Annotated in this window: 23 protein-coding genes; 8 read left to right on the forward strand and 15 right to left on the reverse strand. The window is 64.5% G+C overall.

The features are described from left to right. Positions 1 to 55: 55 nt before the first annotated feature. Positions 56 to 1,234, reverse strand: a complete 1,179-nt coding sequence (locus OB916_RS04945; RefSeq protein ID WP_315908177.1) for an aspartate kinase — start codon at positions 1,232 to 1,234, stop codon at positions 56 to 58. 165 nt (positions 1,235 to 1,399) lie between these two features. On the opposite strand from OB916_RS04945, the gene OB916_RS04950 reads away from it, so the two are divergent. Further along, positions 1,400 to 1,786: a hypothetical protein gene (locus tag OB916_RS04950; protein ID WP_315908178.1), complete on the forward strand. Its 387-nt coding sequence runs from the start codon at positions 1,400 to 1,402 to the stop codon at positions 1,784 to 1,786. A 27-nt stretch (positions 1,787 to 1,813) separates the two neighbouring features. Here OB916_RS04950 and OB916_RS04955 read toward each other — a convergent pair whose 3' ends face one another. Beyond that, entirely contained in the window at positions 1,814 to 4,543 is a 2,730-nt protein-coding gene (locus OB916_RS04955; RefSeq protein WP_315908179.1) for a heavy metal translocating P-type ATPase, read from the reverse strand. Between the two features lie 144 nt (positions 4,544 to 4,687). After that, positions 4,688 to 5,269, reverse strand: coding sequence for an AsnC family transcriptional regulator (locus OB916_RS04960; RefSeq protein WP_315908180.1), 582 nt, complete (start codon positions 5,267 to 5,269; stop codon positions 4,688 to 4,690). 130 nt (positions 5,270 to 5,399) lie between these two features. On the opposite strand from OB916_RS04960, the gene OB916_RS04965 reads away from it, so the two are divergent. Beyond that, positions 5,400 to 5,597, forward strand: a complete 198-nt coding sequence (locus OB916_RS04965; protein ID WP_315908181.1) for a heavy-metal-associated domain-containing protein — start codon at positions 5,400 to 5,402, stop codon at positions 5,595 to 5,597. Positions 5,598 to 5,635: 38 nt separating this feature from the next. Here OB916_RS04965 and OB916_RS04970 read toward each other — a convergent pair whose 3' ends face one another. Together OB916_RS04970 and OB916_RS04975 are read right to left on the reverse strand one after the other, a co-directional pair. Beyond that, entirely contained in the window at positions 5,636 to 5,932 is a 297-nt protein-coding gene (locus OB916_RS04970; protein WP_315908182.1) for a hypothetical protein, read from the reverse strand. A gap of 96 nt (positions 5,933 to 6,028) precedes the next feature. Further along, positions 6,029 to 6,685 (reverse strand): flavin reductase family protein, encoded by a 657-nt coding sequence (locus OB916_RS04975; protein ID WP_315908183.1) that lies wholly within the window; start codon positions 6,683 to 6,685, stop codon positions 6,029 to 6,031. A gap of 131 nt (positions 6,686 to 6,816) precedes the next feature. On the opposite strand from OB916_RS04975, the gene OB916_RS04980 reads away from it, so the two are divergent. The 4 genes from OB916_RS04980 (at position 6,817) to OB916_RS04995 (ending at position 11,514) form a co-directional block, all read left to right on the forward strand. Next, positions 6,817 to 7,722, forward strand: a complete 906-nt coding sequence (locus OB916_RS04980; RefSeq protein ID WP_315908184.1) for a 2Fe-2S iron-sulfur cluster-binding protein — start codon at positions 6,817 to 6,819, stop codon at positions 7,720 to 7,722. A 251-nt stretch (positions 7,723 to 7,973) separates the two neighbouring features. Next, complete coding sequence (gene nrfD / locus OB916_RS04985) at positions 7,974 to 8,996, forward strand: NrfD/PsrC family molybdoenzyme membrane anchor subunit (protein ID WP_315908185.1); 1,023 nt, start codon at positions 7,974 to 7,976, stop codon at positions 8,994 to 8,996. A 5-nt stretch (positions 8,997 to 9,001) separates the two neighbouring features. After that, positions 9,002 to 10,237, forward strand: a complete 1,236-nt coding sequence (locus OB916_RS04990) for a 4Fe-4S ferredoxin N-terminal domain-containing protein (protein WP_315908186.1) — start codon at positions 9,002 to 9,004, stop codon at positions 10,235 to 10,237. Positions 10,238 to 10,449: 212 nt separating this feature from the next. Beyond that, positions 10,450 to 11,514: a hypothetical protein gene (locus OB916_RS04995; protein WP_315908187.1), complete on the forward strand. Its 1,065-nt coding sequence runs from the start codon at positions 10,450 to 10,452 to the stop codon at positions 11,512 to 11,514. Between the two features lie 234 nt (positions 11,515 to 11,748). Here OB916_RS04995 and OB916_RS05000 read toward each other — a convergent pair whose 3' ends face one another. From OB916_RS05000 to OB916_RS05040, 9 genes are all read right to left on the reverse strand, one after another. Further along, positions 11,749 to 12,309 (reverse strand): CoxG family protein, encoded by a 561-nt coding sequence (locus OB916_RS05000; RefSeq protein WP_315908188.1) that lies wholly within the window; start codon positions 12,307 to 12,309, stop codon positions 11,749 to 11,751. Next, a complete protein-coding gene (locus OB916_RS05005) occupies positions 12,306 to 13,085 on the reverse strand; it encodes an ABC transporter permease (protein WP_315908189.1) in 780 nt (259 codons plus the stop codon). Before OB916_RS05005 ends, OB916_RS05000 begins: the two co-directional genes overlap by 4 nt. Next, positions 13,082 to 13,930, reverse strand: a complete 849-nt coding sequence (locus OB916_RS05010; protein ID WP_315908190.1) for an ABC transporter ATP-binding protein — start codon at positions 13,928 to 13,930, stop codon at positions 13,082 to 13,084. The genes OB916_RS05005 and OB916_RS05010 overlap by 4 nt, the downstream gene beginning before the upstream one ends. Before the next feature lie 53 nt (positions 13,931 to 13,983). Next, entirely contained in the window at positions 13,984 to 15,180 is a 1,197-nt protein-coding gene (locus OB916_RS05015; protein ID WP_315908191.1) for an ABC transporter substrate-binding protein, read from the reverse strand. Positions 15,181 to 15,268: 88 nt separating this feature from the next. Beyond that, positions 15,269 to 16,039 (reverse strand): ABC transporter permease, encoded by a 771-nt coding sequence (locus tag OB916_RS05020; protein WP_315908192.1) that lies wholly within the window; start codon positions 16,037 to 16,039, stop codon positions 15,269 to 15,271. 24 nt (positions 16,040 to 16,063) lie between these two features. Further along, positions 16,064 to 17,497 (reverse strand): hypothetical protein, encoded by a 1,434-nt coding sequence (locus OB916_RS05025; protein ID WP_315908193.1) that lies wholly within the window; start codon positions 17,495 to 17,497, stop codon positions 16,064 to 16,066. Between the two features lie 79 nt (positions 17,498 to 17,576). Continuing rightward, positions 17,577 to 17,948 (reverse strand): helix-turn-helix domain-containing protein, encoded by a 372-nt coding sequence (locus OB916_RS05030; protein ID WP_315908194.1) that lies wholly within the window; start codon positions 17,946 to 17,948, stop codon positions 17,577 to 17,579. A 237-nt stretch (positions 17,949 to 18,185) separates the two neighbouring features. Further along, positions 18,186 to 18,818: a helix-turn-helix domain-containing protein gene (locus OB916_RS05035; protein ID WP_315908195.1), complete on the reverse strand. Its 633-nt coding sequence runs from the start codon at positions 18,816 to 18,818 to the stop codon at positions 18,186 to 18,188. A gap of 253 nt (positions 18,819 to 19,071) precedes the next feature. Next, positions 19,072 to 19,779 (reverse strand): Sjogren's syndrome/scleroderma autoantigen 1 family protein, encoded by a 708-nt coding sequence (locus tag OB916_RS05040; RefSeq protein WP_315908196.1) that lies wholly within the window; start codon positions 19,777 to 19,779, stop codon positions 19,072 to 19,074. A 277-nt stretch (positions 19,780 to 20,056) separates the two neighbouring features. Between OB916_RS05040 and OB916_RS05045 the strand changes: the two genes are divergently transcribed. Beyond that, positions 20,057 to 21,595, forward strand: coding sequence for a uracil-xanthine permease family protein (locus tag OB916_RS05045; RefSeq protein ID WP_315908197.1), 1,539 nt, complete (start codon positions 20,057 to 20,059; stop codon positions 21,593 to 21,595). A 99-nt stretch (positions 21,596 to 21,694) separates the two neighbouring features. Continuing rightward, the gene (locus OB916_RS05050; RefSeq protein ID WP_315908198.1) at positions 21,695 to 22,822 is read left to right on the forward strand and encodes an ORC1-type DNA replication protein; all 1,128 of its coding nucleotides are present in this window, start codon (positions 21,695 to 21,697) and stop codon (positions 22,820 to 22,822) included. Positions 22,823 to 22,951: 129 nt separating this feature from the next. Here the strand turns inward: OB916_RS05050 and OB916_RS05055 are convergent, their stop codons facing one another. Next, positions 22,952 to 24,418, reverse strand: a complete 1,467-nt coding sequence (locus tag OB916_RS05055; RefSeq protein ID WP_315908199.1) for an MATE family efflux transporter — start codon at positions 24,416 to 24,418, stop codon at positions 22,952 to 22,954. Between the last annotated feature and the right edge of the window lie 34 nt (positions 24,419 to 24,452).

The following is a 24,452-nucleotide window of genomic DNA, read 5'->3' on the forward strand; positions in this document are numbered from 1 at the left end:
TCTGACTTGAATGTGCGTACGGAACGGGTCGACGTCGGCGGCCGACCCGACCGTCTCAAAACTCTTTCTGGACCAGCTGGAGCGCCTGTTCGCGGTCCTCCCAGGGGATGAACACCGACACCGACGTCGCGGAGGTGATGACGTCGTAGATGTCGATGTGTGCGTTCGCAATCGGGTCGATAATTCGCTTGACGGAATCGCTTTCGTTGGGGAACTCCCCGCCGGTGACCCGGACGACGGCGACGTCTTCTTCGACAGTCACCGACGAGAGGGTCTCGTCCTCGACGACCTCGTCGTGCAGCAGTGCTTCGGCCTCGTCGGCGTCCTCGTCGGCGACGTAGAACGTAATCGAATCCATCCCTGAGGAGTTGGCGTCGATGTTGATCCCGGCGTCACCCAGGCAGGAGGCGAGGTCGCCCAGGATACCGGGGCTGTTGCGGATCGCACGGCCGGCGATCGTGACACAGGCCAGTTTCGTCTCTTCGAGGTCGATCAGACTCTCGAACTGGCCCTCGATAGAGGTGCCGCCAGCCAGCAGGTCGTCGTGCTGGTAGTGGACGACCCGGACCGAGAGGTCGGCGTCCTTGTAGGACAGCGCCGAGGGGGCGACGACCTCCGCGCCGCGGAACGAGAGGCTCTGGAGTTCGTCGACGGTGATCTCGCTGACGTTGCGTGCGCCCTCGACGACGCGCGGATCGCCGGTCATGACGCCCTCGACGTCGGTGACGATGATCACCTCGTCGGCGTCCATGTACTTGCCGAGCATCACGGCCGTCGTGTCGCTGCCGCCGCGACCGAGCGTCGTGACGTTGCCCTGGTGGTCCTCTGCGAGAAAGCCCGTGATGACCGGAACGACGTCGCCGAGTTGCCCGGCCAGGGCGTGTGCCCGACGGGTCGTCTCCTCGATGTCGACCTCGCCGTGCTCGTCGGTGATGATCGGCCACTGGTCGCTGCCGGGCTCTAGAAAGATCGCTTCGACACCTCGGGCCGCAAGCGCCGCCTTGAGCATCCGGACGGACGTCCGCTCGCCCATCGAGACGATCTGTGCCTTGTCGCCCTCGTCGGCGTCGAACTCGATCTCGTCGAGGAGTTCGTCGGTCGTGTTCCCCATCGCCGAGGCGACCACGGCAATCTCGTGGCCCTGTTCGACCGCTTTGGCGATCGAATCCGCCGCTCGATTGATTCGCTCGCCGTTCCCGAGGCTGGTTCCGCCGAACTTCGTGACTACGCGCATGCTACCACCTGTGCCCTGTGTGCGTGACTCATTACCCCGCCATATCCCGCCGCGGGGAATAACTGTGTTCATTCGCGTCTGGCGGAATCAGATCTCGACCGCCACCGGCCTGTGGTATATGCTGACAGCCGACAGTATAAGTACGAGGCGACCAACGGCACAGACATGGAGGTTCGCGACGCCGTCGAGTCCGACGCCGGACGGCTGGCCGAGCTGACTGACGCTCCGGGCGACGTCATGCGCAACCTGATTCACGACCGCACGGTTCGTGTCGCGGAGAACGACGACGAGATCGTCGGCTTCGTGAGCTTCGATGCCCGCGAGCGGACCGTCCACGTCACCCAGATCGAGGGATCGTCCGAGGCCTGCACGCAACTGCTCGACGAGCCGATGGGCTTTGCCGCGGGCGAGAACATGGCCGTCGAACTGCTCGTACCCGAATCGAACGACACGGTTCGTCGAGCAGTCGAAGGGGCGGGCTTCGAGCGTGACGGCACCGGGCCGACTTTCGACGGCACGCCCACAGTCCGGTTCCGGTATGAACCGTCGTAGGTAGGCCGACGCGACCTGCCGCGGCCACTATCGCCGGAGTCGACCCAGCAGCTCGTAATCGTGATCGGGGGTGTACGCCCGGAACAGCAGGCTGTTGGTCAGCACCGAGACGCTGGAGAAGGCCATCGCCGCGGCCGCCAGCACTGGCTGGAGCAACCCGAGCGACGCCAGCGGGATCATCAGCGTGTTGTATCCCAGCGCCCACAGCAGGTTCTGCTTGATCTTCTGGAGCGTCGCGTCGGAGACGCGAATGGCTTTCAACACGTCCATCGGATCGTCGCGCATCAGCGTCACGTCGGCCGCTTCGATGGCCACGTCGGTCCCCGAGCCGATCGCCGTCCCGACGTACGCGACGGCGAGCGCCGGCGCGTCGTTGACGCCATCCCCGACCATCATCGCCTGTCGACCCTCCGCCTGGATCGCCTCGACGGCGTCCGATTTGTCCTCGGGCAGGACCTCCGCCCGAACGTTGTCGGCGTCGATCCCGACCTGCTCGGCGACCGCCCGCGCGGTCCGCTCGTTGTCGCCGGTGATCATCATCACGTCGATACCGCGCTTTCGAAGGGCGCTCACCGCGTCTTTCGCGCTCGGTTTGACCGTGTCGGCGTCGGCGACGACGCCGATGAGTTCTCCTTCCGCTCGCGGCTCGCCGCCGGCTTCTCGCGGGCCTTGCCCGCTCGAATGGTCCGCGGAGCTCCGCTCCGCGCCACTCGCCTCGCGGTTCTCGCTTCGCTCCGAACCGCGCAACGCGACCAGCATCGCGGTCTTGCCCTCGTTTTCGAGGCGTTCCATCGTGTCGGCGGCCGGCGCGGGGTCGATGCCGTTGTCGGCCAGCAGTTTCCGATTGCCGACCAGCACTTCGCGACCGTCGACGGTCGCTCGGATCCCGTGGCCCGGAACGTTCTCGAACTCGTCCGGCTCGTCGACCTCGATGCCGCGCTCGCGTGCGCCCTCGACGATCGCCTGTGCGAGGGGGTGTTCGCTGGCGCTCTCGGCGGTCGCCGCCAGCCGGAGCAACTCGTCTTCGTCGAGACGGTCGCGCGCCTGCAGGGCGCCACCGTCGGCCGCTGGTTCGTTCCCTTCACTGCTCGTGGCTGTCGGCTCGCCGCCGTCGGCGACCGCGTCGAACGCGATCACGTCGGTCAGTTCCATCTCGCCTTCGGTGAGCGTCCCGGTCTTGTCGAAGACGACCGTGTCGACGTCCTTGGCGCGCTCGAGGACGTCACCGCCCTTGAACAGGACGCCGTTTCTGGCACCGATCGCCGTGCCGACCATCGTCGCCGCGGGCGTCGCCAGCCCCAGCGCGCAGGGACAGGCGATCAGCACGGACGATGCGAACACGATGACGGCGAACTCGAAAATCGAGACGCCACCGCCGGCGACGCCCGGCCCGCCGGCGACCAGTCCCCACAGCGGCAGCGAGTCGACGAACCCGGCCAGCGCTTCGGGGAACAGGAACCAGACCGTCCCCCACAGCAAGGCGTTCGCGATGACCGCGGGCACGAAGTACGCCGAGATGCGGTCGGCCAGGTTCTGGATCTCCGGCTGGCGCGACTGGGCCTCCTTGACCGTCTGGACGATCTGCTGGAGCGCCGTGTCGGCCCCGACTTTCGTCGCCTGCACGGTGAGGACACCGTTCTCGTTGATCGTCGACCCGACGACCTCGTCGCCCTCGCTCTTCTCGACGGGGACGCTCTCGCCGGTGACCATCGACTCGTCGACGGCGCTCTGCCCGTCGACGACGACGCCGTCGGTCGGGACCCGCTCGCCCGGCCGGACCTTCATCAGATCGCCGACCTCGACGTCCTCCAGGGGGACCTCCCGTTCGGTCCCGTCGCCGGCAATGATCGTCGCCGTTTCGGCTTCCATCTCCAGCAACTTCCGCAGCGCGTCGCTGGCCTGCCCCTTCGAGCGGGCTTCGAGGTAGTTGCCCAGCGTGATGAACACCAGGATGAACGCCGCCGTGTCGAAGTAGAGACCGCCCGCGATCAGGCCCGTCAAGGCGGCGACAGAGTAGAGATACGCCGTCGAAGAGCCCAGCGCGATCAACACGTCCATGTTGGCCCGGCCGTTGGTCACGAGCGCCTTGTAGGAATTCTTGTAGAACTGCCAGCCGAGTGCGACCTGGACTGGCGTCGCCAGCAGGAACTCGACCCACCCGAACTCCACGCCGAGGACCGTCTCCGGAAAGACGCTTCCGCCCAGGAGGAACCGGTCGACCATGAACAGCAGGAACGGTGTCGACAGCGCCGCCCCAAACAGCGTGAGTCGCAACTGGCGGCTGATTTCGGCTTCCCGGGCGGCGTCGCGGGCGTCCGTGGACTCGTCGTCGACTTGCTCGCGCACGGGCTCGTAACCGGCTTCCTCGATCGCGTCGTACAGGTCCTCGCGGCTCGCCTCGGCCGGGTTGTAGGTCACCTGCGCCTCGTCGGTCGCGTAGTTGACCTCCGCACTGAGGACGCCCGGTGTCTCCTCCAGGGCGGTGGCGTTGGCCTGTGCGCAGTTGGCACAGGACATGTCGGCGATGCCGATCGTCATCGTCTCCGAGACCACACCGTAGCCGGCCTCCTCGATCGCGTCGTAGATCTCGGCAAGCGACACGCGCTCGGGATCGTAGGTCACCGACCCCTCGTCGGTCGCGAAGTTGACGTTCGCCGTTTCCACGCCCTCGAGCGATTCCAGGGCGTCCTGTACCGTGCCCGAACAGTTGGCACAGGACATCCCCGTGATGTCGAGGTGTGACGTTCGCGTACTCATTGGTGTCTGTACGTACGGGCCCCTCGCTTAGGCAGTTTGCTGCTTCGAGACCCCGCTTTCCAGGCCTGCTCTGCTTTCGATTCCAAAACTGCGCCTGTCCACTTCGAGCTGCCGGTACTACGCGCCCTGTTCGGGTTACCGGTACTACGCGCCCTGTTCGAGCTGCCGGTATCGGCTCTCGAAACGATCGAGACAGGACGGACAGCAGAAGTGATAGACGTCGCCGTCGATCCGGGTCGTTTCGCCTTCGGCATCGACCGTGTTTCCGCACTCGGCGCAGGTGAGTGCGAACTCCAGCCCGTCGATCGACGGCGTCCATTCGGCCTCCTCGATCAGCGTGACGCTGTAGGTGGCCGCCGTGCCGTCCAGCAGCGATTCGATCCACGTGCGGACGTTTCGGGCCTCCGCGCGGGCGTAGAACCAGATCTCGCCTTCGGCGGTGACGAACACGTGCTCGACCGGATCGGCTTCGCGTAACCGATTCCGGATCCGGTCGATCGCCTCCGTTTCGAGTCGAATCAACACCGGCACCCCGGCTCGCAACTCCGAGCGGTCGACGTCGATCGTGAAGTTCCGGATGATCCCCGCCTCCTGTAGCCGCGTGACGCGGTCGGAGACCGCCGGCCCGGACAGGCCGACTGCCTCGCCGATCTCGCTGTAGGGCCGACGGGCGTTCTCCGCGAGCAACGACAGGATCTCCAGGTCCGTCTCGTCCAGTTCGCGCATACGATCACGTATGCCCTTCGGACGGTAGTATCTGCCGCCCGTGACTTTCGATCCGTAACTGTCCGGAGCTTGTAGCCTTCGACTCCAAGCAGCAATCGAAAAAGACGGGCAACCCCTATATCCGAACGCAATGAGTCTGACACTCACCGTCGAGGGGATGAGCTGTGAACACTGCGAACAGGCGGTCGTCGAGGCGCTCGAAGCCGTCGAGGGCGTCACGGGAGCGTCGGCCGACCACGAAGCAGGCGTCGCCGAGATCGACGGCGCTGCCGACACCGCTGCGCTCGTCGATGCGGTCGAAGACGCCGGATACGAGGCCTCAGCGTAACGATCTACTTCTTGCTGTCCGTGCTCGACGGCCCTTTCTTACTCTTCGGTAGCCGCTGGACTGGGCCGATCAGCTGGACTGGGTCGGTCGACCGGAACAGGCAGCGACGCGAGCGCGAGGAGAACCGCGAGCGCGAACAGCGTGATCAGCACCGACTGTAGCAACACCAGCGTGAGCACGACGGCACCGACGATCAGCACCGCCGTCAGCAACCGCATCGCGTACACCGGGACAAAGAGCAACAGCGCCGCGGTGCCGGCGACGCCGCTCCCCGCGACGATCGATCGCGTGAGTACGTCGACGACGACGGACAGCGCTGGACCCTGAACGATCATGGCGTGCGACTCGCTAGCGTTTTATAATTATTATTAAGGGGGAATAAAGCTAACGGGCGACCGTTGCGCCGCGCAGGCGGTCGTCTGCCGGCAGTATCACTCCGACTGCTCGGTGTCCGGGAGCGCGTTCCGGACGCTCTCGCCCGGGTACCGTCGCAGGTCGTCGCCGCTCAGCTCCGCGTAGTAGCGCGATTTCGTCTCCTCGTCGCCGTCGGCCCAGTCGCTGCCCATGTACGCCAGCACGTCCGCGTCGTCCAGCGACAACACGCGCCCGTCGAGTCCGCCGCGGGTCACGTGGGCCGTCTCGACCTCGGCGAAGTAGTAGGTACAGTTCTCGAAGGTGAACGAATCCAGAACAGAACATTCGATGTTGCCGACTGCGTCCGCGAGCAATGGCACGTCGACGTGCTTGCCGGGAACGGTATCGAGATCGAGATACTCGAGCTTGTCGACATCTCGGCCACTGACCTGTCCCGCGACTGCGACCGCATCGATCATTCCGGTGGAGGGTGCCGCCAGTACGAACTCGCCGCTTTGCTCGATAATCTCGTGGGTGTGGGTCTTGTGGCTGACTGCCAGTTGATAGCGCAGCGGATTGTATCCGGCAAGCATCCACCACGACGCAGTCATGAGATTCGGCCCCGTCTCCGGGCTGTTGGTCACGACCAGCGAGACGACTTTCGGCTTGAACAGCGATTTCGAATCGTGTGCGGATATCTCCTCGAACGCTTCGGACCGATCGAGCGACTCCATATCCGGAGATGTGCGCGACCGAACCTAATCCTGTTGTCGTCGGCAACGGCCACGCTGTCCATGCCGTCGGTATTTAAATAGCTGTATATTCAATCCCAATCCGGATCCGAGGGATGGCCGTATCGACCCGTATGGATAGACGTCACGCGACCGACGACGGTGAGGAGGAGCCAGCGGCCGACTCCACGGAAGAGACGGGCCTCGATAGCAATCTCCGGCGACGGCTGCTCACCAGCACGGCGAGTGTGGGCGCACTCGCGACGGCGGGATGTCTCGGCATCCTCGGCGACGGCAGCGAGACCGGGCCGCGTCCCGGCGAGCCGACTCCCTACGACGGGACCGAGACCCCCGATGGGACGACGACGCCCGGCACCGTCGAGGCGTTCGATGTCGAGTTCCTCAAGGAGGAAACGACGCTCAGCATCGGCAGCGATACGGCGGTCCTCGACGCTGCTCTCGATGCAGATCTGGACATTCCATACCAGTGCCAGATCGGCGTCTGCGGGCAGTGCACCTCGAAGATCACGAACGACGGCGATCCGACCGAACTGGTCGAACACGACGGTAACCAGTACCTCAGCGACGCACAGATCGAGGCAGGGTACATGTTGACCTGCGTGGGCTATCCGCGCAGCGACTTCTCGCTCGAGACGGGCGTGAAAGACGAAGCCGACTCGTACAGTCCCGGCGGCGAGACCGAGACGCCACCCGAGACGACCACCACGCCCGGCGAGATCGAAACCCACAGCATCGAGTACGTTGAGCAGGGCGGGACGATCGACGTCGCGAGCGACGAGGCCCTGCTGGACGCTGGTCTGGACGAGGATTGGGACATGCCGTACCAGTGTCAGGTCGGCGTCTGCGGGCAGTGTACTTCCAAGGTCGACGGCGACGGATCGGAACTGGTCGAACACGACGGCAACCAGTACCTCAGCGACGAGCAGATTCAGGAAGGGTACGTGCTGACCTGCGTGGGCTATCCGCGCGACGACTTCTCGCTGACGACCGGCAAGAAAGACGAAGCCGACCAGATTTGAAAGCGCGGACCAACCAGGTCTGATCCACGACGGTTCTCGGCTTTTCGGTCGGGTCTGGCCCACTGTGGTCCTCCCGCGACTGATCGCTCTGCCCGGTGGGGTATATAAAAAGCTGTAAAATGAATATACACTGGTATCGCCGAGAGGGCCGGATATACCGGTATGAAGTGGTGCGTGCAATCAACGAATGCGATTCCACACACGGGCGTATCGTGGTCTGACTCTCGAGCGGAGGACAGGAGGGTATCGCGATGACGGCCGTGAGCCCGCTGTTGCCCAGCCAGTTCTGGAGCCTCTCGATCGGGGTGTACCTGTTCCTGGGTGGGCTCGCCGGCGGCGCGTACGTCACCGGCACCGTCGCGGACTTCCTGAGCGTCCGGGATCCGTCCCGGCGCGAGGGACACCTGGCGACTGCCCGCTGGGGGACGATCATGGGGCTGGTCGCGCTGGCGATCGGCGGCCCGATACTGCTCTTCCACCTCGGAGAGCCCCTGCACGTCATCATGATCTGGCTGTTCACGAACTTCGATTCGTGGATGACGATCGGTGTGTGGGTGATCGTCCTGTTCATGGTGCTTTCGGCCCTGCAGGCGCTGTGGCTCGGCTTCGGAGCCGATCGCGGGTTCGAGATCCCGATCACCGCTCTCGAACCGGTCACGGACATCATCGATACCGTCGCGGATCTGACCCGTCCTTCCGAGACGCTTCGACGCGGGATCAACGCCTTCGGTGCGGTCGTGGGCCTCCTGTTGATCGTCTACACCGCGCTGTTGCTCAGCGCCTCCTCAAATGTCGTCCCGATGTGGGACGCGACGTGGCTCCCGCCGCTGTTCCTGGCGAGCGGCCTCTCGATGGGAATCGCCGCGACCGTCGGCGTCACCGCGGTCACGAAAGGCGTCACCGACACGGGCGTCACGATGTTCAGTGTCGCCGACGACGTGATCATCGTCGCCGAGATGGTCGTCATCTACATGCTACTGGCGACGCTGGTCAACGGCAACACGACCGCCGTCGAGACCCAGCGATATCTGCTGACGGAAGGGAACCTGATCTTCTGGGGCGGCGTCGTCGCCCTCGGCCTGTTGTTGCCGCTTGCGATCTCCGTGGGGCTGCTCACGATCGAGTGGCGCTACGAGCTGCACGACAACCCGCGTCTGGAGCGGCTGGCGACCGCTGGCTACACGGCCAAGTTCGGATTCGTCATCTTCGGCGGGCTGATGCTTCGACTGACGATCATCTACGCGGCGCTGAACGTGCCGCTGTTCGGAGTGTGATTACAATGAGCGACAACTACGATCTAGACGACATCGAGGACCGGGCCGAGGAACGACTCTCACACGTCGAGTTCGACACCGAACTCGGCAAGCAGATGGCGCGGGACGCGCGCCGCGTCTCGAACGGCGAGCTCTCGCGAGCGGCCTTCGAGGAGAAGTACGTCGACGACGTCCGCCAGGAGTTCGGCGTCGATCTGCGATCGGACTCACAGGCCGACGCCGAAGCGACGCCGGGCGTCCCGCCGACCGAGAGCAAGGCGTCCCGCCGGGACATGCTCAAGGCGACGGGTGCGCTCGCGACGGGCGCGGTGGCAGCCGGCGCAGGAAGCAGCGTGGCCGGCGAGTTCGTCTCCGGCAGTACCGGCGGCACTGCGGCCGCCCAGGAAGGCGGCGACGTCCAGGTGGGGATGGTCATCGACACCGAGACCTGTATCAAGTGTCTCCGGTGTGTCCAGGGCTGTAAAGAGGAGAACAACACGCCCGAGGGGCACTTCTGGCAGGACGTATTCCGCTACCGGCGCGAGGACAAAGAGTACGAGAGCCCACCGAACACCGTCGAGGGGTGTGACCCAATACAGCGACCGTGCATGCACTGTGACGACGCACCCTGCATCGAGGTTTGTCCGAACAACTCCCGGTTCAAGACCGAGAACGGGCGCGTCCTGTGTGACTACGACACCTGTCTGGGCTGTGCCTACTGTGAGGTCGCCTGTCCGTACCACGTCAATGCCTTCGTCCACGACGGAGCACCCGACTACCTCGGCGACCCCGAGAGCAACGAGGACTACGACCCGATCCTCGACGACGTCACTGCGGAATTCGAGGATCAGAAGTACGACGATCAGGGGCGCTGGGTCGCGGGCACCCCGCCGGACGGCTCCTGCAGCAAGTGCACGTTCTGCTCCCACCGCGAGCTGGACGACGAGCTAGACGGTACGACGACTGCATGCGAGGAGGTCTGTCCCGTCGACGCGATCCAGTTCGGCGACATGAACGACCCCGAGAGTGCACCGCGGCAGTACCTCCGGGAGAAAGTCGGCGAACTCGAAGACGGGGAGGGCGACCCCGAGGAGTACCTCGAAGAGTACCCCGAGGACACGTTCGTGCTTCGCGAGAACGCCTCGGATCCGAACGTCATCTACGTCGGCGACGACCCCTCGGACGTCGAGGTGACGGCCGTCCCCGGGCCGACGACCAAAGAGGACCGTGGTCTCGAAGAGGTCGACCGTACGCTGCACTGATAGCGATCTTCGCCTGGGTCCGCCCTCTCCTCTGCCCGTTCGTGTGGTTTCTGATTTGTCGAGTGTCTATTGTTCACATAGACACACGGAATAATTGCATGATCAACCGCCGGGGTTCGAATCGTGCCACCGGCCGCCCGGGCAGCACTTATATACCCCTGTACGTTTCCAGACTAGGCTTTATGAGAGTTGGGCGGCACGTAACTGTTGTAATGACACCCGAGCGTTCAGATTCTGAATCAGACACAGGCGTTTCGCGACGGAAGTTCGTCGCCGGCGGGGCTGCCGGCTGGGCGTCCGTCGCACTCGCAGGTTGTAACGCGCTGAGTCCCGGTGACGGTACCGAGACCGAAGAGCCGACCGACACAGAGACAGAAACAGAGACAGAGACCGAGACGGAGACGCCGGAGCCGCAACCGGAAGAATTCGTGGTCACCGACGACATTCTCGCCGGTTCGGGTGGCGAGAACCCGTCCGGTGCCGGTGGGTTCGCCGACGCGTGCTCCTGGACCCGGACGTTTACCCACGGGATGGAGCCGGTGTTCAAGGTCGGCGTCTACGATCCGAGCGGCGAGCAACTCGGCAGCGACGAGATCTCCGTCGCGATCAACATCGAGGGCGGTCCGACCGCCGACCTGGGCTGGAGCCTGGACGACGACGAGGAAGCCGAGCCCGAATGGAGCGGTCCCGTCTGGACGAATATCCCCGAGGACTGGCCGACCGGCGAAACGACCTATACCGTCGAGGTCTCCGACAACGACGGCACCTTCACCAGCGTCGGCATCGCGTCGGGCGTGTTCGAGGTCGTCGAGTACGACGACCCCGGGAACAACTACGTCGTCACCGCCGAAACCTACCACACGAGTACGCTCGGTGACGCCGGTTCGAACAGTCAGTTCATCAGCAGCTGCAACCCGGACTACACCTTCGACTCGACCGGCTCGGTCGGCTTCGACATCGGTATCTGGCACGCGAACTCCGGCGAGATGGTGACCCCGAGCGACGAGGTCGTCGATTCTGCACAGGTCTACTTCCCCGAACTCGACGTGACGCTCCCACTCGAGTGGGGTGCTGACAGCGACGACTCGTGGTCGGAGGGAAGCCACGCCTGGAACACTGTCTGGAAGGCCGACGACATTTCGGACGACCTCAACGGCGAGTACACCTACGAGGTGCAGATCACCGGTGCCAGCGGCGACGAAGAGTTCAACGACGTCGGCGTCTACCTGGGTTCGGTCTACTTCGTCAACCCGAACGCCGAATCCGACGGCTCGTAAGTCTCCCTTCCGTTTCCCGGCGCGCTCGAAGTTCGATTTTTCTCTCTTTTTGACCGCTCAGGCTGAGCCGCGGCTCACCTAATTCGAGGCGGAGGCCCCACCCTCAAGGAGCGAGCGGAGCCATTGCCCCCGAGCGAAGTAGGGGAGGGTAGTTTACACTGCTGACTCTACAATCTCGAACTGATTCGGCACCACGGACTACCGAAGGTCTTTTCGAACGTATCGCTACCAGTATCACTCCGCTTCGACTTCGTCTTTGATGTTCTGGAAGTACGTCTCGATGTCGCCCTGGATGACCCGGCTCAGGAGCCGTGCCCCGAGTCGGGCGACCCCGCCCGTGTAGTACAGCTCCGCCGAATAGGAGAGGTCGGTCCCCTCCTCGTGCTCGTTCATCTCCATGGCGGCGAGCACGTCGAAGTCGCTGCCGGTCGTCGAGTCGAAGCCGTTGCCCTCCATGACGATCCAGTCGGGTTCGTTCATCTCGACGAGTTCGAACTCGCCGTCCAGCGAGACCGTCACGCGACTGATCCCGCGCGTGATCTCACAGGTGTAATGGCGCTCGGAGAGTCGTTCGACCGACTCCGCGCCCGGAATGCAATCCGCGAGGTTCTCGGCCTGGGAGATGAACCTCCAGAGGTCGTCCTTGCTCGTCTCGATCGTGACCGTGTCCGCGAACTCCAGGCGAGCCTCCTCCTCGTCGAAGCTCGACTCGCTTGCCATCTCCGAGGCGCTGGTCTCCGCCGTCTCTTGTTCGCTCGATACGTCCGTCTCCGGTTCGTTGATGTTGTCTGTCATGGTTGGTACGTTCCTTCCCAGGGTGTGAGCACGTCGCCGAGGATCTCGGTGCCGTGGACGAACAGCACGCCCAGCACGTTAATCGAGAAGACGGCGACGTACATCCGCGGGATCGTAAACAGCTGCCAGGAGTTCCAGATGACGTAGCCCAGCCCGGACTCGGCGGCCAGCATCTCGATGACCACCAGCAGCGCGAAGCCGACGCTGAAGCCCATGCTGAGCGAACTGAATATCTGCGGGCGTGCACCCGGCAGGATGACCTCTCGATACAGATCGAACGTGCCCGCGCCGTTGTCCAGTGCCGCCTCGATATGGACGTCCTCGATCGACCGGACACCGCCCATCGTGTTGATCGCGACCAGCAGGAACACCGCCAGCGCCATCGTCAGGATCCGCACGGTCTCGGTGAGGCCAAAGAGCGCGAACATCACCGGGAGGAGCGCGATCTTCGGGAGCGGGTACAGCACCGCCAGATGCGGGTTCACGAGCAGCCGCGCCCGATGGGACCACCCGGCGACGATACCGACGGCGATTCCTGCGCTCGCGCCGATCGCGGTCGCGAGGACGATCCGCCGGACGCTCGCCAAGGCGTGTGTCAGGAACTCGCCCTCGATATACAGCTCGGCGGCCAGCGGCAACGTCACCGACGGTGGCGGGAAAAAGCGTGGATCGACGATCGTGCCTGCCGCCAGCTCCCACGCGAGCGCGAGCACGACGAACGGGCCCAGTAGCGACGGGAGCTGTCCGACGACTCTGGAGCCCGTGAGACGCGTCATCGTCGTTCGACCGTGCGCTGGACCTCGTCACTCAACACGTCCCAGACGCGGGTCTGCAGCTCTTCGAGGCGAGCGATGTCGAGGTTCTCTCGGGTGCGCGGCCGGTCGAGATCGACGTCGACGATCTCCTTGATGTGACCCGGCCGCGCGCCCATGACGCCGAGTCGATCGCCGAGCTGGATCGCCTCTTCGATGTCGTGAGTGACGTAGACGACGGTCTTCTTCGATTCGCTCCACAGCGACAGCAACTCCTCCTGAAGGTAGCGCTTCGTCTGGGCGTCCAGGTCGCCGAAGGGCTCGTCCATCAGCAGCACCTGCGGGTCGTTCGCGAACGCACGGGCGATGCCGACCCGCTGGGCCATCCCGCCCGAGAGCTGGTGGGGGTAGGCGTTCTCGAACCCCGAGAGGTTGACCTTCTCGATGTACTCGCGGGCGATCTCGTAGCGTCGCTGCTTGCCGACACCGCGCATCTTCAGCCCGAACGCGACGTTATCGAGCACCGACTTCCAGGGGAAGATCCCCTTCTCCTGGAAGACCATGCTGGTCGTCGGTCGATCCCCGTCGGATTCGGTCCGGATGTCGATCTCGCCGGCGTCGGCTTCCAGCAGCCCGCTGACCAGCCGCAGAAACGTCGACTTGCCACAGCCGGAGGGGCCGAGCAGGCAGAAGAACTCGCTGTCGTAGACTTCCAGGTTCATCCCCGACAGCGCCTGCACGCCACCGTTCTGGCCCGCGTAGGCCTTCTCGACCCCGGAAGCACGGATGCGGACGGATCGCTCGTTGTCGGCACTCTGCCTGCCAGTGCCAGCGACCGCGTCGTCCGTCGACGTTCGTGGTGGCTCCATGGGTGGATCTCTCGGCTGGACTGTCGCCGCCTGCGGGCGTGCCGGTCGGTCGCTCATTCACAGAGCGATTCGGCCGGGAACCCCTCGGGTTCGTCGATCGTCTCCAGTTCGGAGTAGGGCTTGGGCGAGTTCTGTCCCCACTCGTTTATCGTCTCGACGGTGGGCTCGGGATCGTCGAGCCGCCCGACTTCGTCGAGCGCCTCCTCCAGTAGCGATTCGTCGACGATCGACGACTCCTCGGCCTGCTCCTCGACAGTGCCACGACAGTGATGGTAGGTCTGCTGGCTCATGATGCTTTCCCTGTTGAGGCGCCCGTTCTTGTGGGGCAACGACGGGATCGACATCTTGATCAGGTTCTTCGGGAGACCGAACTCGTCGCTGACGATCGATGCGACCTCGTCGCTGGGGAACCCGCCCAGCTCGTAGTACTCCCGGACGCCGAGCAGATACGCCTCCAGCCACCGACGCGCGACTTCCGGACGGTTCTGCATGAACGGCTCGCCGAACAGATAGACGCCGATCTGCATCCGCGGGGCGACCTCCGAGGCGTACAACAGCCGCTTGGCACCGGTCTCGTTGACCATTCCGAGCCCGAGCGGATCGGGGATGGCGGCGGCGTCGATCTCGCCCGCGGACATCGCGCTCGTCATGTTCGTATAGAGGATATTCTTCGTCTGGACGTCGTCCCAGGTCATGTCGTTACGCTGGAGCAGTCGCCCCCAGATGTACGAGTCGACGTTCCCCTCGCCGTGCAGCGCGATCGTGAAGTCCTCCGAGACGTCCGAGAGGGTCATCCCCTCCGTGTACTTTTCGGGACGGATCAGGACCTTGTTCGAGGAAGGTTGGCCGCGCCAGTACTGAGTCTGGTCGGCGACGACGTTGATCTCGACGTCCTGGGCGACGGAATTGAACAGGCTCGCGCCCACCGATCCCGTCGCCGTGTCGAGGTCGCCGCTGGCCAGTCGTGGCGTCGCCTGGGGCGCGCTCTGGATGCGCTCGATCTCGAGTTCGATGTCTCGCTCCTCGAAGTAACCGCGGTCTCTGGCGACCAGCACCTCCGATACGGCCGGGATCGTCAGCGTCCCGAACGTCACGGTATCCGGACCGGTGTTCGACTCGTCGCTTGACCCGAGCAGCCCGCCACAGCCGGCGACGCCGGCCGCTGCTGTGACGCTTGCTCCTGCCAGGAATCTTCGACGCGTGCTCGCCGTTCGCCCGTCCCGCCGGTCCGACTGTGTACTACCCGTCATAGCTGTCTGTTTTCGTACCATCCGTGAAACCTATGTGCTTCATATTCCAGTTTGTTTTATAGTTCGTTCGACGTCGCGCGTCGCGCCGTCATAGTACGACCGTCCGTCGGTTGTCCGCGTGCCAGGGGACGAGCCGGCGCTCGATCGCGCCCAGCCCGTAGGTGAAGGCGATTCCGAGGATGCCGCTAACGACCAGCCCGGCGTACAGCGCGGTGATGTCGTAGGACATCCAGGCGATCCACAGGAAGTTGCCGAGACCGCTGCTCCCGGCGACCAGCTCGACGGCTACGACGATCAAAAGCGAGGTGCTCAACCCGAGACGCAACCCGCTCAGCACCAGCGGCAGCGACCCTGGCAGCAGCACCTCCCGGAAGAGCCGGTAGGTCGAGGTCGCGCCGTTGTCCCTGGCGACGTCGACGTAGACGCTCTCGATCCCGCTGGCGCCGTCCATCGCGTTCCACAGCACGACGAAAAAGGTTCCGAGGCCGGCAGTGACGACCAGCGCGGTCTCGGTGCTCCCCAGCAGCAAGATCACCAGCGGCAACAGTGCGATCATCGGCAGCGGGAAGATCGCCGCCGCCAGCGGCGAGAGGACGGCCTTGATCTTCGGGTTCCAGCCCATTGCCAGCCCGACGACCGTTCCGAGCGCCGATCCGGCGATCGAGGCCGCGAGCGTCCGCTGGAGCGTGACGAGCACGTCCGATCGAAAGCCCTCCTGGGCCAGCAGCGACGCCGTCGTCCCGATGATCGTCGCCGGCGGCGGCAACAGCGAGGGGCTCACGAGGCCGAACACACCCACCGCTAGCTGCCACAGCGCGAGCGGGATGGCGAGCGAACATGCCTGATAGAACCGATCCATTCGTGTGCTGGGCCCGGGATCCGACTATTCGGTAATCTTGAACGCCATGTGCAGACCCGGGAGCGGTCGGACGGGGTGGTTGTCCAGATACGAGAGGTGTGGGATCAACTCGAAGTTCGGCTCGTCTTCCTGGACGTCGAAGAGGCTGGGGTAGACGTCGATGAAGTGCCAGCCGGGTTCGCCGGCCGCGCGCAGCACCGTCTCGTTGATCTTGGCCTCGAGGCCACAGATGTATCCCAGCGGCTTGTTGTCGTACAGGAAGTAGTAGGCGTTCTCGTAGATGGGCCAGCCGATACCGGAGAGCGCGATCTCGATCTCCGTTCCCGCGGGGCCGCTCGTCGGCGTTATCTCAGTGATCTCGGGCTGGAGCATGAAGCCGGTGACAGCGACCGACTCGCCGTCGATCATCGCGGTGATGGGGCGGGTCGCACCGCGGTCTTTCGGGATCTCGAATTCGATCTGGAAGGAGCCGTCCTCGTCGGTCTCGACGGAGGGGAGCACACCCGGAACCGGCTCGGGCGTGATCGGGATGTCCTTCACGCGATGCCCTTCGTGGGTGTGCCAGACCAGATCGACCTGCTGCTCTGGCGGGAACCCGCGACCAGAGATGACCGTGTCAGTGCCGGGCTGGCCGCTCTGGGGCGTAATTTCCAGTTCGGCCTCGGTCTCGCGGTCGGGCTCGGGCATGTGGGCCGCCAGGGGCGCCTCGTCGAACGTCGACTCGACCCACGCCGTCTCCGGCTCGCTTTCGGGCTCGGTCACCTCGACCGACCAGGCGTACTGGCGGCCACCGGCGACCTCGCCGAACGGCGACTGCGTGTTGTTCTGGAGGAACGGTACGCCCCGGTAGTTGCGCCAGACCTGGATCTCGTGAGACCCGACCGGGCCGACTGCCCGGACCCGCGCAGTCGCAGTCCCGCGGTTGATCACGCCGGTCATGAAGCCCATCGTCCCGTTGTCCCAGGCGATCTGGTAGTTGTTCTCAAGGACGTTCGGGCCGATGCCGTAGCCCGTGATCGTGAAAAAGTCCCCGAGCGGGGCTTCGGTGCGATCGAGTTCGAACCACGGCGTGATCGCGATCGTCGTCTTCGCCAGCGGCGGTCCGTCCTCGTCTGTTCGGACTTCGATCGTGTGTTCGCCGCCGTAATCCTCCGGAATCTCCCAGTCTCGCTCGAAGCGGCCGTCCTCGTCGGTCGTCGCGGTGAACGCCTCGACCGTTCGCGGGCGATACTGTGCGCCGACGACCTCGTTGGCCTTCAGGATCCCCCACCGCCCTTCGACGGTCTTCCAGAAGACGTCGACCTCCGTGTTCGCGGGGAGGTTCAGCCCACGAAGTGTGATCGTGTCACCGACGTACGCCTCCTCGTCGCTCGCGACGAGTGTTCCCGAAGCAGTCTGGTCCTCCCGGCGCTCCTGTAGCCTGTCTCTGACTTCTGAAGACAGTCGATCGTCTGCCATGCCTGGCTATATTGACACCGCACGCAAAACGGTTCGGCTGTAATATAAAGCAGTTTAAGCGGAACGCGAGCGGACTCGTTCAGACCGTCTCGGTCTCCTGGATCTGTGTCGCGCCGAGGATCGCGGACATGATCTTCCCCTCTGCGGCCCGCAGTCGCTGTGACGCCGCCGATTTCGAGATCCCGAGCGCGTCGGCGATGTCCGCGAGATTGCCGCCCCGCTGGGTGGAGTAGTGTCCGAGCTCGTGTGCGACCTCCAGCGCCTCCCACTGCTTTTCAGTGACGTCGCTGACGTCGATAGACAGGCAGTTTACGTCTTCGCGCGAGGGGTCGACGATCGAGATCATCTTCACGCTCGACTCCAACTGAGAGTACTCGCGGACGACGTGCCGCAGGACTGACCGGTCTTCGACCTTCAACGTCACGAATAGCGGGTAATTCGAGTCAGTCATTGCACTTCCCGGCACCTCCCGGCCGTTTCCCCGCGCGTCGCCGCTGGTGGCTACTCGAACCCGTCCTCGTCATCTGACCCGCGCCAGTCGACCCCGCGAACTGGCTGGATACCGTATACCTGCTCATGGGAATACGTCTGTGCGACACCAGCGAGAAGATTCACCTTCATTTTACACTGTTTCAAGTACTGTCTCTGGCAAAAACCCTTCCCGAGTGACAGGTGTTCCGAAGGAAACTCAGTCCACAGACCAGTGATCGACGAGCTTGTGAATCAGTTTCGACTCGATCGATTTGAGCCGCTGGGAGACGGCCGACTTCGAGATGCCGAGCCGGTCGGCCAGGACTTCCAGATCTGCTTTGCGGGGCGTTTCGTAGTACCCCTCTTCGACGGCGACCATGAGCGCCTCGCGCTGTTTATCGGTGATGTCGGTAACGTCCATGACGATCGACTCGTTGCCTTTGACGTTCGACTGGGTGATGCCGTAGACGTCGACGCTGGAGCCTCCCTCGCGGAGCCGGCTGACGAGTTCGCGTAGCGTCTCGCGGTCGGGCAACAGCACGGAGACGACGATCCGGTTGCCCTGAACGCGCTCGATGGAGGGCACGCAGTCGACCTCGTGAAAGACGAGACAGAAACAGCCGGTCTCGACCTCGGACCGGACGTACCGGTCGGAGAACACGCCCTCGTCTTCCTCGACGACCTTGGTGTTGCACGTCCCGTCTTCGAGGTCGCTGTTCCCCGCGGACCGCGAGAACGTGAGGTTGTGATCCTCGATATCGATGTTGTCGGCTTCGCTTACGACCACGCAGTCGGCTTCCGGCGGTGGTTCGACCGCCAGCGTCGCCGTGATTGGCGGTCCATCGGGCATGGCTGTGCCCTGTGATTCGTCCGATATACTCTCGGAGCCCATGGTTCGAGTAAAGAACGTTTAGTAGCCTTCATATATACGTTCTTTCCTGCCGGCGTTCGCTACTGGTACCGGTGACAAAACCCGTAATTGATTTTCGTTTCGCGCGTGGTTTTGTACTATCTTTACACGATTGTACGAAACGCTCCCTCCGATCGTTTCCGACTGCGAACGGCCGATACGATCGCGTAGCCGCGTCGTTCCGCGACCGTGGCTACCGCAGTTCGGAGATCGTCACGAGTGCATCGGCGGCTTCGTTCGCAGCCTCGAGTGATTCGCGAGCGCGTCGCGGATCGTCGGCCTGTTCGGCTTCGCGAGCGAACCGGAGCAGGCTCCGGCGCAGCGACGCCCTGGCCTGCTCGAGGTCGTCGCTTCCGTCGGCGGTCGACTCGCGCTCGAACTCCTCGCGGCGGGCTGGCGGATCCGGACGGCGCAACTCCTCGCCTGGACTCCGGTCGCGGTCGGGAACGCTCGGCCGCTCGCGACGCTCGGGTAACTCCGACGCTTCACGCCGATCCGGTCCCGTCGGACTGTCGTCCGCGTCCGGGGCCTCCCCGGCGGTGTCGCTCTCGGCACCGTCCTCCGGAGCTGTTTCCGCCGCGGACTCGGCTGTCGGTTCTGTGTCGCTTGCCGCCGTGGACTCGGCTGCTGGCTCGGATCCACCCTCGTCCGTCTCGGCCGCGCTGGCGCCGTCATCGATCTTCGTGCCGTCCTCCGCGACGACTTCTTCGCAGGTCGGACAGAACAGCTGCCCCTCGTACCGGAAGATCGGATCGCCACACGTCTCACAGTGGACGTTCGTCATCGTCGCGCCTTTCAATAGGAGTTCGCTCATCCGCTCGGTCGCCTCCCGCTTTTGCTCGTCGCGCTCGTACTGTTCGCGGAGCCGTTCGCGCTCGGCTTCCTCGTCGAAATCGCTCATACGCGAGTGTTCGACGCCGATGCCGAAAAAAGACGCGGGCCAGCGCCGTCCGACCCGCGACGCTGGTTCGGTCACTCCCGGGCGGATCGCTCGTCCGACCGACGAGCGGCTGTTTCGTCGGCGATCCGCTCGTCGAGCAGCGACGCCCACTCCTCGACGTGTGTGTGTCGCTCTCTCATGGATGAAACATCTACGGCATTCATAATAGTCGTTTATATCGGCCAGCGAGGCTGCTTCGACGCTTTTTCGTACGGTAGGAACGACGCGGTGGACAGAGATGGGAGACAGCGAGTCCGACGCGCTCGTCGAGTACGGGATCGAAGATCGACCGCCACTCGGACGGTCGATCCTGCTAGGAGCACAGCACTACCTGACGATGATCGGGGCGAACATCGCCGTTCCGCTGTTGCTGGCGAGCGCGATGGGAATGCCGACGGACGTCACCGCGAAGTTCATCGGCACGTTCTTCGTCGTCAGCGGGATCGCGACGCTTGCCCAGACCACGTTCGGCAACCGATATCCGATCGTTCAGGGGGCGCCTTTCTCGATGCTCGCACCCGGTCTCGCTATCGTCACGACCGAGGTCGCCGTCTCCGGACTGCCGGCCTGGAACGCGAAGCTGCTCTTCCTGCAGGGCGCGATCATCACCGCTGCCATCGTCGAGATCGCGATCGGATATTTCGGGCTCGTCGGCAAGATCCGGGAGTACCTCTCGCCGGTCGTCGTCGCCCCGGTCGTCGCGCTGATCGGGCTGTCGCTGTTCTCCGCTCCGCAGGTCACGCAGGCGGCCAACAACTGGTACCTCCTGTTGCTCACGCTCGGGTTGATCGTGCTGTTCTCGCAGTATCTCGACCGACGTTCGCCTGTGTTCGCGCTGTTTCCGGTCCTGTTGGGGATCGCTGCCGCGTGGATCATCGCGGCAGTGGCTTCGGCGACGGGCCTCATTCCGGCCGGCGACCCCGGCTTTATCGATTTCGAGCGGGTCACTGACGTCGAATCGCTCCTGTACGTCCCGCTGCCGTTCCAGTGGGGGATGCCGATGTTCAAAGCCTCCTTCGCCGTCGGGATGTTCGCCGGGGTGCTGGCGTCGATCATCGAGTCGTTCGCCGACTACCACGCCGTCGCCCGCATCTCCGGCGTTGGCGCGCCCTCCAAACGCCGGATCAACCACGGCATCGGGATGGAAGGGCTGGCAAACGTCTTCTCCGGCGTGATGGGGACCGGGGGATCGACCTCGTATTCGGAGAACATCGGCGCGATCGGGTTGACCGGCGTCGCCTCCCGGTTCGTCGTCCAGGTCGGTGCCGTCGTGATGCTCGTCGTCGGCGTCGTCCCGTTTTTCGGCCAGCTCATCGCCACGATCCCGGATCCGATCGTCGGCGGACTCTACGTCGCCATGTTCGGCCAGATCGTCGCCGTCGGTCTCGCGAACCTGAAGTACGTCGACCTGGACTCCTCGCGCAACCTCTTCATCGTCGGGATCGCGCTGTTCGCCGGGATGGCGATCCCGCAGTACATCGGCGGGCTCGAAGGGTACTCGGCGCTCCAGACCGGACTCGCGAACGTCCCGCTGTTCGGATCGATCCTCGGCACCGAGGTCGTCGCCCGGACGGTGTTCATCGTGGGTGGGGTCGAGATGGCAGTCGGCGGCTTCATCGCGCTCGTGCTGGACAACACGATCCCCGGTACGCGCGAGGAGCGCGGCTTGACCGACTGGGCGAGACTCGCGGAGGACGAGGGCGACTTCGACTCCGCGCTCGACCGCGCCCGCGACCGCTGGTCCCGCGAGTCGCCGCCGATGTCCGGCGACGACTGATCTTCCCTCTGCTCCGATACCCGCCGTGAGACGCCTGTCAGACGCTCTTCTCCCAATCCTGGCCAAGAGTTAAGTGCTCCGGGAAGCTCGGTGAAAGTGATGAGCGACGACCCCGAAGAGGGGATGCTGTCCTGGGACGAGTCGGTGTTTCGCGACGAGCACGTCTTCGAGATAGACCACGTCCCCGAAACCTTCCGCCATCGCGACAGCCAGATGGAGAGCCTGAAGTACGCGCTCCGACCTGCCGTCCGGGGATCGCGGCCGCTGAACGTCATCGCTCGCGGTCCGCCCGGGACCGGCAAGACGACCGCAGTCCAGAAGCTGTTCTCCGAGTTGCGCGCCCAGACAGACGTCAACGTCGCTCGCGTCAACTGCCAGGTCGACTCGACGCGGTATTCGGTCTTCTCGCGGCTGTTCGAACACGTCTTCGAGTACGAACCGCCCGCTAGCGGGATCTCGTTCAAGAAGCTGTTCGGCCAGATCACCGACAAACTCGTCGAGGAAGACGAGGTGCTGGCGGTGGCGCTGGACGACGTGAACTACCTCTTTTACGAGGGCGAAGCCAGCGAAACGCTGTACTCGCTCCTTCGCGCACACGAAGCCCACAGTGGCGCGAAGATCGGCGTCATCGTCATCTCCTCGGACCTGGATCTGGACGTGATCGAGGCACTCGACAGCCGCGTCCAGAGCGTCTTCCGGCCGGAAGAGGTCTACTTCAACAAGTACGGCGAGCGCGAAATCGTCGACATCCTCCAGGAGCGCGTCGAACGCGGCTTCCACGAGGACGCTGTCGGCCCGACAGTGCTGGACCGGGTGGCCGAGTTGACCGCCGAGCAGGGTGGCGACCTGCGCGTCGGCATCGACCTCCTTCGGCGGGCGGGCATGCACGCCGAGATGCGCGCCAGCCGGATCGTCGAACGCGAAGACGTCGAGGAGGCGTACGACAAGTCCAAATACGTCCACCTCTCGCGGCACCTCCGCGGACTCTCGGACTCCGAGCAGGCGCTGGTCGAGGTGCTGGCCGAGGAGCAGGGCGGTCGCGCCGGCGACATCTATGAGGCGTTTCACGACCGGTCGGATCTGGGCTACACCCGCTACTCGGAGATCATCAACAAGCTCGACCAGCTGGACATCATCGACGCCGAGTACACCAGCGTCGACGGCCGCGGCCGGTCGCGGGACCTGACGCTGAAATACGACGCTGAAGCCGTATTAGAGCGGCTGTGATGCCGTTCCGTCCCTCCGTCCGCGAAACTCTGTAATCGATCCTCGAACGCCAGTGTGGGCACGAACCGTCCGATCGGTCTCACCGCCGGTCAAGCCGTCTGCTCGGATCGATCCGTGGCAGGGCCACGCTCAGTCGTCAGCCGGCTTCGGATCGGTCCCGAGGTCGATCCCGAGCGTGTCCTCGACGACGTCGCCGTGTTTCCAGGCCCCGCGACGGAACCACAGCAACGCGATGACAGCGCCGGCGACGTTCGAGACCGCGAAGGCCGTCCAGACCCCTTCCTGGCCGATCGTACCTGCACCGAACCAGGCGATCGGCAGACGGATCAGCCACAGCATGACGACGGTGACTGCCGCTGCGGTGAGCGTCCCGCCGGTCCCGCGGAACCCGCCGACGTACGCCCGCATGATGCCGATGAACCCGAAGGAGGGGGCAGCATACCGCAGGAAGGTCGATCCGGGCTCGATCACCGCTGGATCGCCGGTGAACACGCCGATGATCGGCTCCGCGAAGACGAACGCCACGACGCCCATGGCCGTGAGGACGACGAACAGCACCCGGGCTGCGAAGTTGTTCGTCGCCTCGGCGCGGTCCGTGCGGTCGGCACCGACGTTCTGACCGGTCATCGTTTCCACGCCCTGCGAGACCGCGATGGCAGGCAGGAAGACGATCGAGTTGACGCGAGCGACGACGCCGAAACCCGCGACGACTCCGTTGGCGAACTGGCCGACGATGAACAACATCACCGTCACCGACAGTGCTCTGCCCGTGACCTCGATCGAGCCGGGGACGCCGATCCGCAACAGCTTGCGCCAGTAGCGCAGGTCGGGGCGCATTTCCGAGCGGTGGATCTCGACGCCGTAGGTCCCCCGGAACATGATCGCCAGACCGACGACCATCGCCAGTCCGCGGGAGGCGACCGTCGCGACGGCCGCACCGGTGATACCCAACTCCGGGACCGGTCCCCAGCCGAAGATGACGAACGGGTCGATCGCGATGTTGATCACGACCGAGCCGAACATCACCAGCATCGGTGTGACGGTATCGCCGTACCCGCGCATGAGCGAGATGAACACCGCGAACCCGAACATGAAGGGCATCCCCAGGGCGATGACGCGCATGTAGTCAGCGGCCAGGGGACGAACGGCTGGCCCGGCACCGAGCAACCCCAGGATCGGCTCGACGACCGCGTACCCTGCCAGCCCCAGCCCGAGCGAGACCGTCAGCGAGAACACGACCGTCTGGGAGGCCGCGAACTCCGCTCCGGCTTCGTCGTCGGCACCGACGTTCTGGGCGACCAGCACGCTGCCGGCGATGGCCAGCCCCATCGCCATCGCGAACATCAGAAACACCAGCGGGAACGAAAACGTGATCGCGGTCAGCGCCGCGGTGCTGTAGCGACCGACCCAGAAGGTGTCCGTGAGGTTGTAGGCCGTCTGCAGCAGGTTCGTGACGATGATCGGCAGCGACAGGTAGAACAGCGGCCACGCGATCCCGCCGCTGGTCAGGTCCAGGTCGTCCGGGTCCCTGAACACCTGGCCGATGCGCTCGCGAACCCCGGAGAGCCGCCGCGTCACGCTTCTCGCGACGCTCATCGGAGCGACACCTCCGGGTGACGAACAACTGCGC

The sequence above is a fragment of the Halapricum hydrolyticum genome (genome assembly GCF_025517535.1).
Lineage (GTDB): Archaea > Halobacteriota > Halobacteria > Halobacteriales > Haloarculaceae > Halapricum > Halapricum hydrolyticum.

What these genes read in the sequence shown, in the direction of transcription:
- OB916_RS04945 (WP_315908177.1), bottom strand. Translation starts at nt 1,234, where the DNA reads ATGCGCGTAGTCACGAAGTTCGGCGGAACCAGCCTCGGGAACGGCGAG.
- OB916_RS05025 (WP_315908193.1), bottom strand. Translation starts at nt 17,497, where the DNA reads ATGGCAGACGATCGACTGTCTTCAGAAGTCAGAGACAGGCTACAGGAG.
- OB916_RS04950 (WP_315908178.1), top strand. Translation starts at nt 1,400, where the DNA reads ATGGAGGTTCGCGACGCCGTCGAGTCCGACGCCGGACGGCTGGCCGAG.
- OB916_RS04975 (WP_315908183.1), bottom strand. Translation starts at nt 6,685, where the DNA reads ATGGAGTCGCTCGATCGGTCCGAAGCGTTCGAGGAGATATCCGCACAC.
- OB916_RS05015 (WP_315908191.1), bottom strand. Translation starts at nt 15,180, where the DNA reads ATGACGGGTAGTACACAGTCGGACCGGCGGGACGGGCGAACGGCGAGC.
- OB916_RS05030 (WP_315908194.1), bottom strand. Translation starts at nt 17,948, where the DNA reads ATGACTGACTCGAATTACCCGCTATTCGTGACGTTGAAGGTCGAAGAC.
- OB916_RS05050 (WP_315908198.1), top strand. Translation starts at nt 21,695, where the DNA reads ATGAGCGACGACCCCGAAGAGGGGATGCTGTCCTGGGACGAGTCGGTG.
- OB916_RS05010 (WP_315908190.1), bottom strand. Translation starts at nt 13,930, where the DNA reads ATGGAGCCACCACGAACGTCGACGGACGACGCGGTCGCTGGCACTGGC.
- nrfD (WP_315908185.1), top strand. Translation starts at nt 7,974, where the DNA reads ATGACGGCCGTGAGCCCGCTGTTGCCCAGCCAGTTCTGGAGCCTCTCG.
- OB916_RS04990 (WP_315908186.1), top strand. Translation starts at nt 9,002, where the DNA reads ATGAGCGACAACTACGATCTAGACGACATCGAGGACCGGGCCGAGGAA.
- OB916_RS04960 (WP_315908180.1), bottom strand. Translation starts at nt 5,269, where the DNA reads ATGCGCGAACTGGACGAGACGGACCTGGAGATCCTGTCGTTGCTCGCG.
- OB916_RS05020 (WP_315908192.1), bottom strand. Translation starts at nt 16,039, where the DNA reads ATGGATCGGTTCTATCAGGCATGTTCGCTCGCCATCCCGCTCGCGCTG.
- OB916_RS04980 (WP_315908184.1), top strand. Translation starts at nt 6,817, where the DNA reads ATGGATAGACGTCACGCGACCGACGACGGTGAGGAGGAGCCAGCGGCC.
- OB916_RS04955 (WP_315908179.1), bottom strand. Translation starts at nt 4,543, where the DNA reads ATGAGTACGCGAACGTCACACCTCGACATCACGGGGATGTCCTGTGCC.
- OB916_RS05005 (WP_315908189.1), bottom strand. Translation starts at nt 13,085, where the DNA reads ATGACGCGTCTCACGGGCTCCAGAGTCGTCGGACAGCTCCCGTCGCTA.
- OB916_RS05000 (WP_315908188.1), bottom strand. Translation starts at nt 12,309, where the DNA reads ATGACAGACAACATCAACGAACCGGAGACGGACGTATCGAGCGAACAA.
- OB916_RS04995 (WP_315908187.1), top strand. Translation starts at nt 10,450, where the DNA reads ATGACACCCGAGCGTTCAGATTCTGAATCAGACACAGGCGTTTCGCGA.
- OB916_RS04970 (WP_315908182.1), bottom strand. Translation starts at nt 5,932, where the DNA reads ATGATCGTTCAGGGTCCAGCGCTGTCCGTCGTCGTCGACGTACTCACG.
- OB916_RS05055 (WP_315908199.1), bottom strand. Translation starts at nt 24,418, where the DNA reads ATGAGCGTCGCGAGAAGCGTGACGCGGCGGCTCTCCGGGGTTCGCGAG.
- OB916_RS05040 (WP_315908196.1), bottom strand. Translation starts at nt 19,779, where the DNA reads ATGAGCGATTTCGACGAGGAAGCCGAGCGCGAACGGCTCCGCGAACAG.
- OB916_RS04965 (WP_315908181.1), top strand. Translation starts at nt 5,400, where the DNA reads ATGAGTCTGACACTCACCGTCGAGGGGATGAGCTGTGAACACTGCGAA.
- OB916_RS05035 (WP_315908195.1), bottom strand. Translation starts at nt 18,818, where the DNA reads ATGCCCGATGGACCGCCAATCACGGCGACGCTGGCGGTCGAACCACCG.
- OB916_RS05045 (WP_315908197.1), top strand. Translation starts at nt 20,057, where the DNA reads ATGGGAGACAGCGAGTCCGACGCGCTCGTCGAGTACGGGATCGAAGAT.